18 protein-coding genes and 3 pseudogenes are annotated in these 18047 nt (G+C 38.3%); 7 read left to right on the forward strand and 14 right to left on the reverse strand.

All coding sequences use genetic code 11. The annotated features are described in order from the left end of the window. Positions 1-6: 6 nt before the first annotated feature. Genes cbiB through ACWYN3_RS14505 form a run of 4 tightly spaced genes read right to left on the reverse strand, consistent with a single transcriptional unit; the run spans position 7 to position 3397 of the window. Positions 7-942: an adenosylcobinamide-phosphate synthase CbiB gene (gene cbiB, locus ACWYN3_RS14490; RefSeq protein WP_456221776.1), complete on the reverse strand. Its 936-nt coding sequence runs from the start codon at positions 940-942 to the stop codon at positions 7-9. Then, positions 927-1622: a pyridoxal phosphate-dependent aminotransferase gene (locus ACWYN3_RS14495; protein ID WP_456221777.1), complete on the reverse strand. Its 696-nt coding sequence runs from the start codon at positions 1620-1622 to the stop codon at positions 927-929. The genes cbiB and ACWYN3_RS14495 overlap by 16 nt, the downstream gene beginning before the upstream one ends. Before the next feature lies 1 nt (position 1623). After that, positions 1624-2397, reverse strand: coding sequence for a hypothetical protein (locus ACWYN3_RS14500; protein ID WP_456221778.1), 774 nt, complete (start codon positions 2395-2397; stop codon positions 1624-1626). Further along, on the reverse strand, positions 2300-3397 hold the full coding sequence (locus tag ACWYN3_RS14505; protein ID WP_456221779.1) for a cobyric acid synthase: 1098 nt from the start codon (positions 3395-3397) through the stop codon (positions 2300-2302). The genes ACWYN3_RS14500 and ACWYN3_RS14505 overlap by 98 nt, the downstream gene beginning before the upstream one ends. Before the next feature lie 190 nt (positions 3398-3587). On the opposite strand from ACWYN3_RS14505, the gene ACWYN3_RS14510 reads away from it, so the two are divergent. The 3 genes from ACWYN3_RS14510 to ACWYN3_RS14520 all read left to right on the forward strand — a co-directional run bounded on the left by ACWYN3_RS14510 (position 3588) and on the right by ACWYN3_RS14520 (position 7239). Then, entirely contained in the window at positions 3588-5078 is a 1491-nt protein-coding gene (locus ACWYN3_RS14510) for a glycoside hydrolase (RefSeq protein ID WP_456221780.1), read from the forward strand. A 407-nt stretch (positions 5079-5485) separates the two neighbouring features. After that, positions 5486-5902: a GNAT family N-acetyltransferase gene (locus ACWYN3_RS14515; protein WP_456221781.1), complete on the forward strand. Its 417-nt coding sequence runs from the start codon at positions 5486-5488 to the stop codon at positions 5900-5902. A 101-nt stretch (positions 5903-6003) separates the two neighbouring features. Continuing rightward, entirely contained in the window at positions 6004-7239 is a 1236-nt protein-coding gene (locus tag ACWYN3_RS14520; RefSeq protein ID WP_456221782.1) for a peroxiredoxin family protein, read from the forward strand. Between the two features lie 201 nt (positions 7240-7440). Here the strand turns inward: ACWYN3_RS14520 and ACWYN3_RS14525 are convergent, their stop codons facing one another. Next, a complete protein-coding gene (locus ACWYN3_RS14525; RefSeq protein ID WP_456221783.1) occupies positions 7441-7983 on the reverse strand; it encodes a hypothetical protein in 543 nt (180 codons plus the stop codon). Continuing rightward, positions 7943-8440, reverse strand: coding sequence for a hypothetical protein (locus ACWYN3_RS14530; protein WP_456221784.1), 498 nt, complete (start codon positions 8438-8440; stop codon positions 7943-7945). Before ACWYN3_RS14530 ends, ACWYN3_RS14525 begins: the two co-directional genes overlap by 41 nt. A gap of 503 nt (positions 8441-8943) precedes the next feature. Here ACWYN3_RS14530 and ACWYN3_RS14535 point away from each other — a divergent pair. Next, on the forward strand, positions 8944-9318 hold the full coding sequence (locus ACWYN3_RS14535) for a VOC family protein (protein WP_456221785.1): 375 nt from the start codon (positions 8944-8946) through the stop codon (positions 9316-9318). An 18-nt stretch (positions 9319-9336) separates the two neighbouring features. Here ACWYN3_RS14535 and ACWYN3_RS14540 read toward each other — a convergent pair whose 3' ends face one another. After that, positions 9337-9924, reverse strand: coding sequence for a DUF4136 domain-containing protein (locus ACWYN3_RS14540; protein ID WP_456221786.1), 588 nt, complete (start codon positions 9922-9924; stop codon positions 9337-9339). 368 nt (positions 9925-10292) lie between these two features. Here ACWYN3_RS14540 and ACWYN3_RS14545 point away from each other — a divergent pair, with 368 nt between their 5' ends. The 3 genes and pseudogenes from ACWYN3_RS14545 to ACWYN3_RS14555 all read left to right on the forward strand — a co-directional run bounded on the left by ACWYN3_RS14545 (position 10293) and on the right by ACWYN3_RS14555 (position 10983). Continuing rightward, on the forward strand, positions 10293-10502 hold the full coding sequence (locus tag ACWYN3_RS14545; RefSeq protein WP_456221787.1) for a hypothetical protein: 210 nt from the start codon (positions 10293-10295) through the stop codon (positions 10500-10502). A gap of 13 nt (positions 10503-10515) precedes the next feature. After that, positions 10516-10683, forward strand: a pseudogene (locus ACWYN3_RS14550) (DUF4397 domain-containing protein); the annotation flags it as partial. A 33-nt stretch (positions 10684-10716) separates the two neighbouring features. Then, complete coding sequence (locus ACWYN3_RS14555; protein WP_456221788.1) at positions 10717-10983, forward strand: hypothetical protein; 267 nt, start codon at positions 10717-10719, stop codon at positions 10981-10983. A 113-nt stretch (positions 10984-11096) separates the two neighbouring features. Here ACWYN3_RS14555 and ACWYN3_RS14560 read toward each other — a convergent pair whose 3' ends face one another. From ACWYN3_RS14560 to ACWYN3_RS14590, 7 genes and pseudogenes are all read right to left on the reverse strand, one after another. Then, entirely contained in the window at positions 11097-12995 is a 1899-nt protein-coding gene (locus ACWYN3_RS14560; protein ID WP_456221789.1) for a TonB-dependent receptor family protein, read from the reverse strand. Further along, positions 12919-13380 (reverse strand): carboxypeptidase-like regulatory domain-containing protein, encoded by a 462-nt coding sequence (locus ACWYN3_RS14565; protein WP_456221790.1) that lies wholly within the window; start codon positions 13378-13380, stop codon positions 12919-12921. Before ACWYN3_RS14565 ends, ACWYN3_RS14560 begins: the two co-directional genes overlap by 77 nt. 121 nt (positions 13381-13501) lie before the next feature. After that, complete coding sequence (locus ACWYN3_RS14570) at positions 13502-13870, reverse strand: hypothetical protein (protein WP_456221791.1); 369 nt, start codon at positions 13868-13870, stop codon at positions 13502-13504. A 64-nt stretch (positions 13871-13934) separates the two neighbouring features. Next, positions 13935-14721: pseudogene (locus ACWYN3_RS14575) on the reverse strand (L-fucose dehydrogenase). A 19-nt stretch (positions 14722-14740) separates the two neighbouring features. Continuing rightward, positions 14741-15598 (reverse strand): fumarylacetoacetate hydrolase family protein, encoded by an 858-nt coding sequence (locus ACWYN3_RS14580; protein ID WP_456221792.1) that lies wholly within the window; start codon positions 15596-15598, stop codon positions 14741-14743. A gap of 8 nt (positions 15599-15606) precedes the next feature. Further along, positions 15607-16374 (reverse strand): annotated as a pseudogene (locus ACWYN3_RS14585) (SDR family NAD(P)-dependent oxidoreductase). Positions 16375-16382: 8 nt separating this feature from the next. Beyond that, a complete protein-coding gene (locus ACWYN3_RS14590; RefSeq protein ID WP_456221793.1) occupies positions 16383-18047 on the reverse strand; it encodes a UxaA family hydrolase in 1665 nt (554 codons plus the stop codon).

Below are 18047 nucleotides of genomic sequence, written 5' to 3' on the forward strand. Positions count from 1 at the left end.
ACAAATTTATAACTGAAAGAAATAAATAGTAATTGATAATACCATGATTAAACAGACACCCTGATTAATACTGCTTACCATTTTAAATTCTTCATGTTTGATTTCCCTGCTGTTACTACCGATAAGCGGTTTATCAACCAAAATTCCATGATAAACATTTGGACCGCCAAACTGAACATCCAAAATTCCGGCCAATGCCGCTTCCGGATAACCAGCATTAGGACTTTTATGCTGATGACCGTATTTCATCACAGATTGCCAGCCTTTCATACTAAAGGTAACCATGAGCATCAGGATAGTGGTAATACGTGCAGGAATGAAATTTGCGACATCATCCAGACGGGCAGCAAATTTGCCAAAATACTCATATCTGTCATTACGATACCCAACCATAGAATCCATGGTATTAATCATTTTATAGGTAAGCATTCCAGGTATACCAGCTACAAAGTAAAAAAACAAAGGTGCAATCACTCCATCACTCAGGTTCTCCGACATCGTTTCAAATACAGCAACACGAATTTGCTGTGCATCCAGATTTGAAGTGTCACGCCCTACGATTCTGGATAAACGGACTCTCCCCGCTTCCAGTCCTTTATATTTTAGTGCATCAAAGACTTGTTGTCCTTCTGTAATCAAACCTCTGTTTGCTAAAGCGTAGTAAACAAATGCCGTAGCGAAAAGGAAATAGACTGGCACGCTATGGCTCAGCATAAAATGTATAGCACTATAAAAGAATAAAAATGTTGCTGAACATAATACCAATGCCATGAGCATTCCTTTAATAAAAAGGAATTTACCTTGATTAAGATGCTTTTCAGCAAAAGAAATCAAGGTTCCGAAAAATCTAACAGGATGCGGTAAGCCTTCAGGATCACCGAATATCAGATCGAGCAGATAACCTGCAAGTAAGGGAATAACGATAATTATATATGTTTCCATTCAGCTAAAGCATTGATCAGCAATTGATTTTTAGTCTTACTCAAAGTCGATATACGGATATGTTTATCGGTAAGCCCTCTAAAGTTATCCGCATTACGGATCAATATATTAAATTCTTTTAGTAAAAACTGTTTTAATACTGCTGCAGTTTGCAGATTTGTACTGGCAAGAAAAAAATGGGTATGGCTTGGATAAACAGTCAGCTGAGTATTTGCAAGATCTTTTACAAAACCTGCTTTATCAACTAATAACTGTGGAAGTGGGATTTGTATCGTTTTATAATGATCAAAGATAAAATGTCCGGCGGCTATTGCCATTGCATTCACTGCCCAGGGCAATTTAAAAGCTTTTAACCGTTCAATCAGCACTGCATTTGCAGCGATATAACCTAGTCTCAAACCAGGAATGGCATACGCTTTAGTCATTGAGCGTAAAACAACCAGGTTATCGTATTTTTCAATCAGGGCAATCACAGAAGTCAGAGATAATGTGAACTCAATAAAAGCTTCATCGACGACAACAAATAAAACATCAGGATGTTTTTGTATTAAGGATTCCAGGTCTGTAAATACAGCTCCGGTTGGATTATTCGGGTTACAGATAAACAGCACCTCAGTACCGGCCTTTAATCCCATTTCCAGTTCTGCCCAGTTCAGAAAACTGATCTGATGTCCAAACATTTTACAAGCATCTTCGTATTCTGCAAAGGCTGGGATAGTGATTGTTTTTTTTTTTATTTTGATAAGCCTGTGCAACCAGGTAAATACTTTCTGTACTTCCATTAGTTACCAGTATATTTTCAGTTTTGAAACCGTAGGATATAGCAATCTTCTCTGTCAGGCTTTCTGCAAGTACTTCGGGATAACGCTGTACGTTTTCCCATTGCGCAAAAAGATGTTCTTTCAAACCAGACGGCGCTCCCCCATACCAAACATTTGTACTAAAATCGGCTGCTATTTTTTGCCTGTGTAAATACCCGTCATCCCCGTGTCCCTGAAACATTTGATAATCTTTTATTTGCTGATATACCTGGTCAATATCCAGATTTTCTCTTAATAATACAGCCAACTTATCATATTGTTCGCTACGGAATTCGAGATAATCTACGTATTCTACTTGTAAGTCGGTATATGGAGCGACCAAATCATTGATAACAACCTGATTATCTAAAATCCCATGTAAATAAGAACCCCAGCACTTTTCTGATAAAAAATAACCATCTGTTTGCTTTCCATCTAAAAAAGCTACCGGTTTATTTATGCCATGCACCATTGTCTCGCCCATATGAATCTCATATCCGATACAAATTTCAGAAAAATCTCTATAAGTAAAATGGCATTGCCTGGTCGTCTTTCCATTAAGTAAGACTGTTTCTACGGGTAAAATAGCTAATCCAGCAATTTCTCCCGCAGCTGATTCTATCTGCTGAGGATCTCTGATAAATTGCCCCATCATTTGATATCCTCCACAAATCCCAATTACCGTTTTGCCACACTGGTGAGCTTCGGGTAATTGCATCAGCAAGCCCGTTATTCCTGAGTTCGATCAGATCTTCAATTGTATTTTTACTACCAGGCAGGATAACAATATCCGCCCCGGCAATGCCCTGCCTGGTATGGGTATAATATAAATTGACTCTGCTGTCTTTATCCAGACGGTCAAAATCTGTAAAATTAGACATCCTGCTTAACAATACGACTGCGATATTCACTTTACCACTTACAGGTTGATTTTGCTTTAATTTCAGCGAAACCGCATCTTCCTCTTCAATAAAAATATCTCTGAAATAAGGAATAATCCCGATTACAGGCACTCCGCATAAATCTTCTATAATCTTTTTTCCATCTTGAAAGAGATCCACATCACCACGGAATTTATTAATGATAATACCTTTGATACAGGCCTTTTCTTCGGGTTCCAGCAAAGCCATTGTTCCATAAAGACTGGCAAATATACCGCCCTTGTCAATGTCTGTAATCAGATAGGTTGCTGCCCCAGCCGCTATTGCCATCCTCATATTGGTAATATCCCGCTTTTTGAGATTCAGTTCCGAGATACTTCCCGCTCCTTCCATTACAATTGGGGAATAACGGGAGGCTAATCTTTGCCACGCCCGTTTAACCTCTTCAAACAGTTCGGTACGGTCATTGGATAAAAAATATTCTTTCGCACTTTGATTACCTATAGATTTCCCATTGAGAATTACCTGCGCAGTCTGATCATTTGTTGGTTTAAGCAACACGGGGTTCATGTCTGTATGACAAGGTATACCGGCTGCTTCTGCCTGCACGGCCTGTGCACGGCCAATTTCCAAACCTTCGGGTGTTGCATAACTGTTCAGCGACATGTTCTGCGCTTTAAACGGCGCTGGTGAATAACCATCTTGTTTAAAGATCCGGCAAAATCCGGCAGTAATCACACTTTTACCTACATCAGATGAGGTTCCGACAAACATAACAGGCCTGAGCTTCCTTTGAATTTCCATGGAATGCAAGCTTACACATTTTATCAGAGCTTAACAATGCAATTAATTAATATCAGGCAAGAAATAATGGCCTTTTGATCAGACAAAATCTGATTCCTTTCTATTATCTTAATATTCAATTAATAACAATCATTGATACTTGAAAAACAATTATTTAACCATGAACAAATCAACTCTGTTTCTGATCATGCCCGTATTATTGGCATTATCCTGTAAAAAAGAAAATGTTCAGCTTCAGCAAAAGCTTAACAATGTAAAAAATGATGCGGTAGAAATTGCAAAAGATACCGCGAACATTACACTCTCCTGGAATAAAACTTACCAGAAAATCGAAGGCTTTGGTGCATTTGGCGGCCGGATTACCCCTTTCTTTGAATCTCCTAAACGGGATAGCATCATGAATTATCTCTGGGGAGAAACAGGTTTACAAATGACTATCATCCGTGGGAAAATCATTCGTAGTTATCCCTTTGACAAACAAAGTGGTGTAGTAACCATTAAACCTGCTGGTTCGGACATTGATATGGATGTAAATGGTGCAGAATACAAAAAGCTTACTGATGATCAAAAGGAACAGATTGGCCAGCTCTGGATATTAAAAAAAGCAAAAGAGCGCTACCAGTTACCTATCATCTTTGCCAGTGCCTGGACGCCTCCTCTTTATATGAAAACGAATCCGGATAGTGAAAGTGGTAAAAATTTTAACGGACTTAATTTCAAATGCTGTTCAACTGATTTTGCCCGTTACCTATCTGGGTTTACAAAGGCCTATCAAAACGAGGGAATTAATTTTTATGCGATCTCACCAACTAACGAGCCTGAAAATATATTTTCGGACTGGGATGCTTCTTACTGGGATTCAAAACATCTTGGCGAATTTGTTTCCAACAATCTGCGCCCTGCATTAAATACTGCCGGACTAACTTCAACAAAGATTATTGCTTCTGAAAATGCCGCCTGGGGAACTGCTAATTCTTTCTTATCAGGAATGGACAAAAGTAATGTTGATATTCTGGCAGGACACGGCTATGTAGAAATAGGTGATCTTATTTTAGGAAAACGAGGATTAAATCAGAATCCAAAACCATGGACTTTTAGTACTGGCAATAAACCTGTCTGGCTAACTGAAACCTCTGATGATGGTGGTACTTACGATGGAACAATTACCGGTGGTTTGAAATTGGCAACGAGTATGCATAAATTTCTGGCAGAATGTAATGTCAATGCTTTTGTCTATTGGTTGGGTATGCTGGCCATCAAAAACAATGAATCCCTGATTGGGACTAATGGTGACGGCAGTCTGGAATTCCCTAAAACCTATGATGTAATGGGACAGTTTTCAAAAGCTATCCGTCCGGGTTATATTCGTTTTGATTCAAAAATGCAAAATAACTCAACCTTGAAAGTATCTGCCTACAAAGATCCTGTGACTGGTAAATTCAGTGTGGTTGCAATTAATCCTGGTCAGCAAGCTGTGATCTGTAAAATTAGTTTAGACGGATTCAGTGCAGGTATCCTGAACTCTTATCAAACTACCGGAAGCAGTACAAGATGGCAGAATAGTGCTCCTATAACTGTAAAAGCAAATGGAATTTTTGAAGTAATGGTTCCAGCGACAGGCGTGATCACTTTTACCGGTACAAAAGGATAAAATTAATATTCAGCATTTTAGATTTATGCGTTAATTATCACGCTTAAATCTAAAATGCTTTTGGTAAAAATGCTTCGGCAGGTATCCCAAATATAACCTAAGTGCTTTAGCCATTTTCAGGGTTACTTCTTTTTCCTGAAAGAAATAAAGATACATGACCTCTCGATCCGATTATTGGATCCAAATCCTTTGCTTTTAATCTTTTCTCTTCCATTTTCAATTTAATTACCTCAATGGGATCTAATTCAGGGATTTTCTTTAAGGAATAATGTTTAAAATAAAATAACTATTTTGTCTGATACCATATGCAATTCAAAAGGATAGACACTGCAAGACTTTATTTAATCCCATTCACTCTTTGTATTTGCAGAGAAGTGCTCAATAATGATTTTACCAGTTTAAGGAATATGAACATAAATCCAGGCGAGATCTGGCCGGATGAAGATATGCTGGAAACGTTACCCAGAATTATAGATAAACTTAATCTGGTACCTGCCCCTTCCGGATTTGAATCCTGGATAATTATCGAAAAGGAAACGAACAAAGTTATTGGGGATACTGGATTCAAAGGATTACCAGATATTAATGGTGCTGCCGACATCGGTTATGGAATTATAGCCAGTGCAAGACGTAATGGTTATGCAGCGGAAGCTGTTAACAGTTTAATTGACTGGGCATTTCAACAATCAGAATTAAGGGTGATAACTGCAAGCTGTGAGCCTGCAAATGCCGGCTCTGCAAAGGTGTTAAAAGGACTCGGTTTTAGCTTTAAAGGTATGAATGAAGAAATGTTCCGGTGGGAATTATTCCGTTCGTCTCCATAATTTGACGATAGTCTTACTCTACAGAATTAGTAGAGTTTAATTAATTACATACAGTATATTCGCCTTATAATTATAAACAACCGCTCAAAATTGATAAGCATATGTATAAAAAGACCCTTGGTATAGGTTTGTTCGCTCTTTTATCTATTGGTGCAACTGCACAGACTTCTCTTCAGCAGGGTGCCTGGCGTGCTGCACTTCAAAGAAATGATGGGAATAAGATTATTTTTAACCTGGATATCCAGCAGCAAAAAGGAAAAACAGTATTCTATATTGTAAATGATCCTGAAAAAATGCTGGCTGATGACGTTACTATTGTCAAAGATTCGGTATTTATTAATATGCCCGTTTTTGAATCTGCTTTCAGATTGAAGATTATATCAAAAGATAGTCTTTCAGGAACATGGATAAGAAAAACTACAGCAAAAGATATTGTTATGCCTTTTACTGCCACTACAAAAGAAGCTTATCGCTTTCCTGCTGTAAATGGTGATGCTAAAGAAAGTGCCGATGGAAAATGGAAAATTGACTTTACAAAAGCTACTGGCTCTGAACGTGAAGCTATTGGTCAGTTTGCACAAAAAGGAAACCAGGTAACAGGTTCAATCCTTACCCCTTCTGGTGATTACCGTTATCTTTCTGGCATAGTTACCGGAGATTCATTGCAGTTATCTACGTTCGATGGGATTCATGCCATGGTATTTACGGGCAAGATCAATAAAGGTAATATTACCGATGGTAATTTATACAGCGGCCCGGTTTCAAAAGAGAAATGGACTGCTCAAAAAGACGACAACGCCGCTTTATCAACGCAGCAGGTAACGAAACTTAAGGATGGTGAAGATGGAAGTTTGAATTTCAGTTTTCCTGATCTTGACGGAAAACAGGTTTCAATTAAAGATAAGCGGTTTAAAAATAAAGTGGTAATCATCCAGCTAATGGGTTCGTGGTGTCCTAATTGCATGGACGAAACAGCCTTTCTAAGCGAGTATTATAACAAGAACAAAGCAAAAGGCGTAGAAATACTTGGACTTGCTTACGAGTACACTACGGACGACGTAAAGCGTTCTACTGCAAGTCTACGTAAATTTCAAAAAAGATTCGATGTAAAATATCCTTTGCTGATTACTCCTACTACAGTTTCTGATTCACTGCATACAGAGAAAACATTACCACAGTTAACTGCCATTAAAGTATTCCCAACTACCCTGATTCTTGATAAAAGCGGAAAGGTAACAGAGATTACGACTGATTTTTATGGGCCGGGCACTGGTGATTATTATACCAAATATAAAGCGGCTTTTGAGAAGAAGATTGACGAGTTACTGGCAAAATAAGATCAGATAAACCTATTTTTAATAGCAAAAAAACCGCTCAGGCTAAATGGCCTGAGCGTTTTTTTTTTTTATGCAGATCGTAATCCTTTAATAACCTGTGAACTGTTAAGTCTGAAGATTATTTTTTTAATTGTTTTCTTGTTGATGCTGTCAATTCGCGTTTTGCTAATGCATGGCACTCATAGATTGCATCACTGAACATCATTTGCTCAGGTGGAGTTTCTGAGTAGAAGCTGAAGGCCCTCTAAGTGCGCCTACCAAACCTAATTCTCTTGCTACATAAACATATCTGATCGCATCGATAACCACACCAGCAGAGTTAGGTGAATCCTGAACTGAAAGCTGGGCATCAAAGATTACCGGAGCACCCATAAAGCCTTCTAATTCCAAACGGAAGTTAGCTACTTTGTTGTCTCCATAATAGGCAATGTATTCTGAAGGACCTGCGTGAAGGAAACTGTCTTCAGTTGAGATACCTCTGATATCATTTTGTGCACGGATTACGTTTTCTTTAGAGATCTTTTTAGATTTTAAACGATTTTTGTCTTCCATGTTAAGGAAATCGGTGTTTCCACCAACATTTCTCTGAATGTGAGCTTTCACATGATGACCTCTTTCGAAAGCTAATTCCTGAAGCATCTGAGAAACGATACTTGCGCCAAACTGACTACGCATATCATCTCCGATGATTGGAATACCAGCATCAATGAACCTTTGCTCCCATGCAGGCAGGATCTGAAGCAATAAATACAGGGATACAGTTTACTAAAGAGATACCTAATTCAATACAGATCTCTGCATAAAATTCTGTAGCCAGTTGTGAGCCAACAGGAAGGTAGTTGATTAATACTTCTGCTTCATGTTTACGCAATTGCGCGACAATTTCAGCACGTAAAGCATTTACCTGAGCTTTATCATAAGTAACGCTATCAATCAAAATATCAGTATTCTTCAATTCTTCTTTGATTACGAACCTGTTTGCTTCAGGATAAGCTGCCATCTGTGGAGATACACCATCAATGACAGGTGATCTATATATTGGAGCTTCTGATTCTATATCAGCATTAAGTATGATCGTACAATTTGGTTTAGCAAAAATGGCGTCTTTTAAAGGCTGGCCGATTTTTCTTTCGTCTACATCAAATCCGCAAACGAATTCAATATTTGCCGCTTTATATCCACCAATATCATTAGCCATCAATCCTGATGTCTTTTCTGCATGTTTATAGTAAAAACTCCACGCCTTGTACTAACGAGCTGGCGCAATTACCTACGCCTAAAATTGCAACTCTGATTTTCTTTCCTTGGTTATGCATTGTTTGAACTTGGGTTATTCTAATTTTATCAGACGGAGAGCTTAAAGGCAGAATTCATCCATCTAAATCTCCGCAAAAATAGAAATCCGATTATTATTTCCAGTATAGTTTTGAACAATATAAAGATAATTATGATAAGATGATTAAATTTTACATTCTGACAACTTTAAGAACATAGTCAGTTTTTACGAAAAACAGAAAGCTGACGATTCTTCTCTGTTATACATTTATTCGGTGTATCACTAAATTGATCTTTTTTAGGTGTATATTAACATTTAAATAAGCAACCTTGCAATTAAAAAGATTCTGAAAACTTCTTATTAAATTATTTGTTAAGCATATCGTGCTGGTCAATAAAAAAGCCGATATAACGAAAAATATCACATCCATGAATAATTACAAGGATCAATACACGATACTCTCCTATCTGATGCTTGAAAATGCAATAGAATTTATTGAATTCGTCAAAACAGTCTTCAATGCGGAAACCTGCTTATTAAATATAGCAGCAGATAACAGAACAGTGTTATCTGCCGAGATAAAAATCGGACATAGTGTTTTACTGCTTTCCGAAGCGGCAGATAAATATGGAAAAGCTGCCGGTAATCTTTTTATCTATGTAGGCAATGCCGATGAAACATTTCAAAGGGCTATATTTCATGGTGCTTCTGTTGTAACTGAGGTATCTGATATGGATTATGGACGATGCGGAGGCATAGAAGATCCCTTTGGAAATACCTGGTGGTTAACTTCTGCAAAATAGATTCACGTCATCATTTACCTAAGGCAGCTTCTTGAAAATATTGCCAATGACATCCGGGATTTCGTTAATCGCTTTTTCCGGGTTATTAACTTCCCCTTCTGCCCACCCTCTCCATAATACTTTTGATGTTTTACGGTCGATAATATCAATCATCATAATACTATTCGCCTTAATTCTTATACTTCTTTCTCTTTCTCCTACATAAACCGGAAGAGGGTTATAATAGGAATAATAATAAACCCTTCTGCCCCCGTAGTAAGAAACACGCGGAAGTATTCTTGTTGGAGGATTATAATATACAGGGTCACTATAATCTTTAACCTCTTTATTCACCACAGCAGTATAACGCAGTAGTAAATCAGGGTTATCGCTTTGAAGGTTAAAACCTCTTTTTCCCATTTCCTGGCTGGCTGACTCTACAATTTTGTCTGTAGCTATGTCATTATTATAAATAGAGGTAGATTTCGATTTCCCTTCGGGTATCCAGGCAAAGGTTTTATATTTTGCGGGATCCAGTGGTTTGCGGGTTACTGAATAATAGTTGTATGAAGAGCACCCTGAAAATGCTGCTGCCACAACAAATAGTAATAAAAATAGCTTTTTCATTTTGATATATTTTAATGATTAAACTCAATCTGTCAGTATTTTACCGTCATTAAACAATAGACAAATAAAAAGCACAAAAGTTTAATGTAACCCTTTTTATAGTCCATACTGATTTGTCTTTCCTTTCTCAAAAAAAACCGCAATTACGTCCAGTATTTAGTACATTTATTTACTTAGATTACAAGTTATTTCTTCCATATACCAATTCCCTCTTTAAGACTCATAACTACCTGTCCTTCTATCATATACCACTCATAATCAAAATTGACGACCCAAAATCCATTTTTAACGGATTAATTCTTGCAAAGGACAGATAGTAACAAGAATGTTATAGAACTAACACATTATCCACTTATTAATTTATTACTATGAAAACGAGATCATTTTTAAAAAACTTACTTAAAGGGACGGCTATTTTATCTCTTGCGGTATTTGTATCTTCCTGCAAAAAGAACGACGTTGACAGTTCTGGATCTGCAAATATTAAAGTTGTCAATGCATCACCGACATCACCTAACCAGGGTTTTTATTTAGCCAATAAAACTGTTGTAGCAAGCAAGCGGATTATCATTTGCTAATTCATCTGCTTACATTTCTACTAATTCAGGTAATAACCTTGTAGCTGAATTTAGAAGTGACGGGTCTACAACTGCCTATGCAACAGGAAAATCTGATATTAAAAACGGTTCCAGCTATACGGTATTTTTAGCAGGAGACGGACAGGCAGCCAGAGTCAAATTTTTTGAAGATGACAGAAGTGCGCCAGCCAGCGGACAAGCTAAAGTAAGATTTGTGCATTTAAGTGATGCAGCTCCGGTTAATATTGACATCAGACGTTCATCAGGTGAAAATCTTGCTGCAAATCTTGGCCGCGATGTGGCAACGAATTTTACAACGATAACTCCTGGAGTTCTTTCTCTTAATGTTTATGCAGCAGGTCAGTCTACAAGTTTAGGTAGTTTTAACTTATCAGCATTTGCTGCTGATAAAATTTACACAGTCTATATCACAGGATCTACTGCAAATTCAATTTCAGTGCGCCAGATCACACAAGAATAATTTATTCTTTTAATAATATAAAAAGCCGGTTTAGACAACCGGCTTTTTATATTTAAAGCTTCTCGATTTAAACTGATTTTTTTATAATAACTAAACTATCAGAGAGAAAATCATTAAAAGAAGTACTTCACCCCTAGTCCGGCAAATCCATTTCTTTTAGGCGAAGGATTAAAATAGGCAGGTTGTGCACCACCATATCCTACTGCATTTAAAGATAAAATTGAACTATAAGCTTCATTGAATAAGTTATCAATTCCACCATAGACATTTATTTCAAAGGCCTCCAATCTTTTCTTATACCCTGCTTTAGCATTTACAACCTGATAGGAGGCATTATAATCAGAGTTCTTATCATTTAAAGGCATTTTATCATTGTAGTAATAATTCAAATAACCATATAGCCCAAACCGGGTTTCTAAATCAAGACCGGCACTAATCACCCATGGTGAAATCCCGGTCAGGGCATTCCCGTTATAAGAGGCTGTAACTTCATTTGCCGCATTCAGAATCTGATAATCTTTAAATTTGAAAGCCGAATAGGTTAGCGCAACAAAGGGTCTCAGGCTAGCTATTCCCTGGTTATCATCTGGTTTTAAAGCTTGCCATGACAAAGCCAGCTCTGCGCCATTATGTGTCGTTTTTCCAGCATTGTTGTAAATGGTTATCCCTTGCTGTACAGATTGTCCGATCAGCTCTCCTTTCATATCCATTTTGAATAAGGAAAGATCATAGCTCAGGCGGGAATTCAGCAGATTACCTTTCGCATTAATTTCGTAATTGACAGCTTTTTCTGCCTGTAAAAAAGGATTAATTGATCCATCTACATTTTTCACCTCTGAACTTGACGGCGGAGAAAAACCTGTACTTACACTTGCATGCAAGCTTAATGCGTCAGAAAAGTTATGGCTTAAAGCGATTCGGGGAGTCGCTTGTGGTTTAAAATCCTTTATTCCACTTTGCGTGGGAACAAGATAATTGGATACATCATACTTTAAACTGTTATAGCTCAGTCCCAGGGTTAATAAAGTACGTTCCCCCAACTGGGTCTCTGATTGATAAAACAATGAATAAAGTGTGTTCCGGTAATCTATATTTCCTGTCAAAGTGCCTTCTTTACCTTTATTATTTACATATTGTGTTCCTTTAGTCAACCCTTCATTGAACTCAGCACCAACTATAAATTTTGTTGGCAATGCTGAGAAACCCGGATTATAAGTAAAACTTGTTCTTCCACCATAACTCTGATAATAATTTCTCAGATAAGCATAGGGTAATGGATGGTTTAAATCATAGGAGTAAGTAAATACACTTGTACTGTTAGATAATTGATCATTGATTTGATATTGCTGTCCAAGACCTACTCTTGTCCAGGTTTGATAACGGCCAGCTTGCTTATCCAGATTACTTGCATTTGCCTGTAATGGATTGGCAGCTACCTGATCTGCGGTCAGTGAGCCCGGAATCTGGGAGTACTGTGTTGTCCTGTTGAGTAACAGGGTGATAATACGTTTATTACTTGGAAAGAGCTGAAAATTACCAGAAAGAAATCTGCGCATATCATTGCTATGCTCTCTGTATCCATCATACTCCTGCCACCCATAAGAAACGTAACTGTTTATTTTATCTCCGCCGTTGCGATAAGTTGCCGCCAAACGGTGTAAGCCATAACTACCTGCTAAACCAGAAGCTTCCAGGCTTTGCTCCTGGTAAGGGGAACGCTGCAATTGAAAATTGATTACTCCACCTGTACCAGCTCCATATATACTGGATGCAGGTCCTTTGATTACTTCAGCTCTGCCAATACTGTTGACATCTAAAGCCTCGATGCGGGTTGTTCCATCGGCCTCCGTAACTGGGATATCATTCAGGTAAACTTTTATATTTCTTAACCCATAAGAAGACCTGACACCGTTTCCACGAATTGCAATCCTGGCCTCAGAGAGCGTGCTCTGATCCATTCTTACTCCGGGTATAGAATTCAGCGCCGATTGAAAAAGAAAGTCCACTGCCACGATTGATATCTTTGCTGGTAATCATTCCGATAGACCCCGCAGTTTCCTTCTTGGTACGGTTACCTGCAAAACCAGTTACCCGGACTTCATTCAAACTGGATTCATCTGCATCCAGCTGAATATTCAACATCCCCTCTTTTTTGTTGTAATCAACTTCCTGCGGTTTAAAACCGAGCAGGATAAACCTGTAGTGCTGATCTGCGGTTGTATTTTCAATTTTAAAGTATCCTTTTTTATCCGATACAGTCAGGAGTTTATTATCAGATGTTTTGATACTTACACCGGCAAGTGCCTGTTTAGTTTGAGAGTCATAAATATTACCTGTAACAGGTTGATTTTGTGCATGAATGCTTTGCTCAAAAAAGGCAAGGCAAGCAAGCAGCATAATAAATCTTAAAGGCTTCATTGTAAAATGCGAAATTATAATCCATATAAATATTAACCGGTATTTAAGAATACCGGCCTCATAAGATCCTGTTAGATTTAAACAGGTTTTAAAATTTGGATTATACGCGGGGAGGCTGAAAGATATCAGCAGCATATACTGGCAGACGAAAAGGCAATTCAGATTGATATACCTGTTCAATACGGAACATATAAGGATTAAATGAAAGTTTCTCCACGACTACACCTACCTGGTGCATGCCACGTTGATTTTCATGTTCCCTGTTCTTTTCCTTTTGTTCCGCCTGTTTCAATTTACGCATCAGGTAGCATTTACCATTACAATGCATCTGCGGCTTGTCGCGGTTAACACAGAGTTTGGATGCGATATAGTTCTCATTCAAATCAAACCCCGCCTGCACAAAGACCTGGCTAAAATTAGCGGTCAACGTGAAGAAGATCAGGACATGTGCAAGAATATTTCTGAACATTTTGCAAATATAGAAAATATTCTTAGCGGTCGTTTAAATTTAAACGATCGCTAAGCAATAGCTGCTAAGTACTTATGGAGCGATCAAGATGAACATAGCCACCATCTACATATAAAAGTTGTCCGGTAGTATGGCTCGATCTGGGAGATAGCAGGAATACCACTGTATTAGCAATTTCTTCTGCGGTCGTCATTCGTTGTTCAAATGGGATCTTTGCTGTAATATCTTTCAGTTTTTTTTTTCCGGTTCTGGCAAAGTACTTATCCAGGTTTGATACAAAGGAGTATAACATTCAGCTACAATTACTGCATTTACCCGAATACTATAGGGTAGCAATTCAACTGCCCATTCTCTTGTCAGCGCATTTCTGGCTCCATTCGATGCGGCATAAGCTGAAGTACCACCCTGCCCCGTATCTGCTACCTTTGAACCGATATTAACAATGGCTCCCTTGCTCTTTTTCAGGTAAGGGAGCGCCTGATGAGCCATCAGGTAATAGTGAATCACATTTTTATGTAAACTATCTACGAAAGATTGATAATTACCGCTCTCCAGACCTACTCCGTCATTTACACCTGCATTGTTTACCAAACCATCTATTTTACAAAGGTATTGATGATCGTATAGATAGTTTCTTCTGCACTTTTTGGATCTGTCAGCTCTGCTACAACCTGAAAGGCCTGTTTACCTTCACTAACAATTTCGTTAACGAGTTTCAGGTTATCGGCTTCCTTCCTGCCTACAATAACAGGAATAGCACCTTCATTTGCCAGCTGACGAACAATTCCTTCACCAATTCCTTTTGCACCGCCTGTAACAATAACTATTTTATCTTTTAATTGCAGATCCATTATTGAGTTTTAAATGATATTAATTTTTAACATAAGCTTTAACTTCCTGTCTGGAAACTCCAAGACCATCAATACCTAATTCTACGACATCACCTGCTTTCAGATAAACTGGTGGCTTAAAACCAAGCCCGACTCCTGCCGGCGTTCCCGTAGAAATCACATCTCCTGGTAAAAGTGTCATAAACTGGCTTACGTAGGAAATTACAAATGGTATGTTGAAAATAAAGTTTGAGGTGTTACCATCCTGCATCGTTTTGCCATTTACTTTAAGCCAGAGACGCAGTTTATTCAGATCACCCAGTTCATCAGGAGTAGCTAAAAATGGGCCTAAAGGTGCAAAAGTATCACAGCCTTTGCCTTTGTCCCAGGTTCCGTTTCTTTCTATCTGAAATTCACGTTCTGAAACATCATTATGCAAAGCATAGCCCGCTACATAGTCCAATGCTTCTGATTCCTCAACATAGGATGCTTTTTTACCGATTACAACTGCAAGTTCAACTTCCCAGTCTGTCTTCACAGAATTTTTCGGGATAATAATATCATCATTCGGCCCAACTAATGCTGTGGTCGATTTCATAAAGATAATTGGCTCAACAGGTAATGGTGCATTGGTTTCTTTAGCATGATCTGCATAGTTTAATCCAATACATATAATTTTAGACGGACGTGCAATTGGTGAACCTAAACGAGCTGAATCTGGAATTTTATCTAGTTTACCAGCATTTGCTTTCACAAATTCGGCTAATCTTGCCAAGCCATTCTTTTCAAAAAAATCTTCATTATAATCTCTGCCAAAAGCAGAAGTATCGTACTTAATATCATTGATAATTACACCAGTCTTTTCATGACCCGCATTGCCCCATCTTATTAATTTCATAAATATCTTTAGTTGTTAAGTTTTATAAATCCTCCGTCAATCGGATAATCATTTCCAGTGATAAATCCTGACTCTTCTGCACAAAGATATAAGGCCAGTGCAGCTATTTCTTCTGGTTTCCCCATTCTCCCAATCGGCTGACTTTTAGAAAGCTTAGAAAACATCTCTTCCTCTTTACCAGGATAGTTTTTTGAAATAAAACCATCTACGAAAGGGGTATGTACTCTTGCAGGTGAAATACTATTACAACGGATACCGTCTTCCATATAATCACGCGCTACAGACATGGTCATTGCATAAATTGCACCCTTGCTCATCGAATAAGCAAATCTGTCGGTTATGCCTACCAAAGCAGCTATAGATGCCATATTCAAAAATCACACCGGACTTTCACTTTTCTTTAAAAAGGGAATTGCAGCAAATAAAGTGTTATAAGCTCCTTTAACATTCACTGCAAATACTTTGTCAAAATCCTCCTCACTTGTGGTATCGGCCTTGCCTATATGGGCGATACCTGCATTGTTAACCAAAATATCAACGGCTCCGATCTGATAAAAAATATCCAATACCTGGTTTTGATTACTTACATCACAACCATGAGCATGGGCTTTACCATTGTTCTGCTTAATTACGGTAACTGTTTCCTCAGCTGCCTCAGCATTGAGCTCTATAATATGTACTTCTGCACCTTGTTTGGCAAATAGTATAGAAATTGCTTTTCCTATACCACTTCCTCCGCCGGTAACAATAGCTACTTTTCCTTCTAAACTAAACATATATTAAATTATAATGAAACTCCTCTTTTCCATGGAATAAAATCATCCTGCCCTAATTCTACAGATTTAGGTTTAATGAGCCCGCTTGCCACATCGATCACGTAATTCAGTATCCGTTCACCAGCTTCTTCGATACTTTCTGTTCCTTCAATAATAGTTCCGCAGTTAATATCGATAATATCAGGCATTTTATTAAATAATGCAGTATTTGTAGAGATCTTAATCACTGGTGCAACAGGATTTCCGGTTGGTGTACCCAGACCAGTTGTAAAAAGAACAATATTTGCACCCGAACCTACTTCGGCAGTAGTGCTTTCAACATCACTGCCCGGAGTGCACAATAAATTTAAACCTGGTTTTGTCACTTTATCAGGGTAATCCAATACCGCTGTTACAGGAGAATTACCCCCTTTTTTTGCCGCACCTGCGGATTTTATAGCATCTGTAATTAACCCATCTTTAATATTTCCGGGCGATGGATTTGCATAAAATCCAGAACCTGATGCTTCTGCAAGAGCATTATAAGTACTCATCAGCCCCATAAAACGATTGGCTGTTTCGATATCTATACAGCGATCACTGAGCTCCTGCTCACCACATAGCTCTGGAAATTCGGCCAGAATAACGCTTCCGCCCATTGTAACCAGCAGATCAGAAAGATGACCTAATGCGGGGTTAGCCGAAATTCCTGAGAATCCGTCAGAACCACCGCATTCCAATCCTATGCAGAGCTTCGATAAAGGTGCTGGTGCTCTTTCTTTTTGATTAGCGACCATTAGACCAGTAAAAGTTTGCTTCAATGCTTCTTGCAGCAACTTACTTTCTGTCCCAAGCTTTTGCTGTTCCAGAATAACTAATGGTTTACTGAATTTCGAATCTCTTTTTTTTATCTCTGCTTCCAGAATACTGATCTGTGCATGCTGACAACCTAAACTCAGAACGGTTGCTCCTGCAACATTTGGATGTGTAATATATCCGGCTAACAGACCACAGAGTGCATCAGAGTCCATTCTGGTTCCTCCGCAGCCCATATCGTGGTTCAAAAATTTAATCCCATCTATATTTGGGAATAATTTATTGGCAGGGGCTACAGCAGCAGCTGAGTGCTGCAAATCTGCCTGCAAAATATCTTCTACGCTTTTGCCTGTTTGATATAATGCAATTAAGCCGTCTACTTCGTTTTCGTAACTTTTAGCTTTTTTAAAGCCCAGTTTACCTGTAAGTGCTTCTTTAAGGACTTCTACATTTCGGTTTTCACAGAATACCAGGGGAATAACGATCCAGTAGTTGGCAGTACCAACAGCACCATCTTCTCTATGAAATCCCATAAAAGTTTTATCCCTGAAAGCTTCAGCATTGGGCTTTTGCCATTGTGTTTTTCTTTCTCCAAGCTGATAACCTTCTGCGGCATGTTTTACATTATCAACTGTTATTGCTTGCCCCGCCTTAATAGCTTCACTTGCTTTACCCACCAGCACGCCATACATGAAAATGCTGTTCCCTTCAGACAGATCATGTATGGTAAATTTGTGCTTGGCGGCTATCGGTGTTATTATATCAAAAGTCAGCGCATTAAACGTTACTTTAAATCCTGCAGGCAGATACACAAGGGCTACCAATACATTATCCAGCGGATGAATTTGTATAAAGTAAGTTGTTTCTGTTTGCGCCAT

It is taken from the genome of Pedobacter sp. NJ-S-72 (assembly GCF_053890575.1).

Bases quoted from the DNA above. Each gene is read 5' to 3' on its own strand.
- ACWYN3_RS14495 (WP_456221777.1), bottom strand. From the start codon at position 1,622: ATGTTTGGACATCAGATCAGTTTTCTGAACTGGGCAGAACTGGAAATG.
- ACWYN3_RS14540 (WP_456221786.1), bottom strand. From the start codon at position 9,924: ATGAAAAAGCTATTTTTATTACTATTTGTTGTGGCAGCAGCATTTTCA.
- ACWYN3_RS14570 (WP_456221791.1), bottom strand. From the start codon at position 13,870: ATGTTCAGAAATATTCTTGCACATGTCCTGATCTTCTTCACGTTGACC.
- ACWYN3_RS14590 (WP_456221793.1), bottom strand. From the start codon at position 18,047: ATGGCGCAAACAGAAACAACTTACTTTATACAAATTCATCCGCTGGAT.
- ACWYN3_RS14500 (WP_456221778.1), bottom strand. From the start codon at position 2,397: ATGATGGGGCAATTTATCAGAGATCCTCAGCAGATAGAATCAGCTGCG.
- ACWYN3_RS14505 (WP_456221779.1), bottom strand. From the start codon at position 3,397: ATGTTTGTCGGAACCTCATCTGATGTAGGTAAAAGTGTGATTACTGCC.
- ACWYN3_RS14520 (WP_456221782.1), top strand. From the start codon at position 6,004: ATGTATAAAAAGACCCTTGGTATAGGTTTGTTCGCTCTTTTATCTATT.
- ACWYN3_RS14515 (WP_456221781.1), top strand. From the start codon at position 5,486: ATGAACATAAATCCAGGCGAGATCTGGCCGGATGAAGATATGCTGGAA.
- cbiB (WP_456221776.1), bottom strand. From the start codon at position 942: ATGGAAACATATATAATTATCGTTATTCCCTTACTTGCAGGTTATCTG.
- ACWYN3_RS14545 (WP_456221787.1), top strand. From the start codon at position 10,293: ATGAAAACGAGATCATTTTTAAAAAACTTACTTAAAGGGACGGCTATT.
- ACWYN3_RS14535 (WP_456221785.1), top strand. From the start codon at position 8,944: ATGAATAATTACAAGGATCAATACACGATACTCTCCTATCTGATGCTT.
- ACWYN3_RS14580 (WP_456221792.1), bottom strand. From the start codon at position 15,598: ATGAAATTAATAAGATGGGGCAATGCGGGTCATGAAAAGACTGGTGTA.
- ACWYN3_RS14510 (WP_456221780.1), top strand. From the start codon at position 3,588: ATGAACAAATCAACTCTGTTTCTGATCATGCCCGTATTATTGGCATTA.
- ACWYN3_RS14565 (WP_456221790.1), bottom strand. From the start codon at position 13,380: ATGCTGCTTGCTTGCCTTGCCTTTTTTGAGCAAAGCATTCATGCACAA.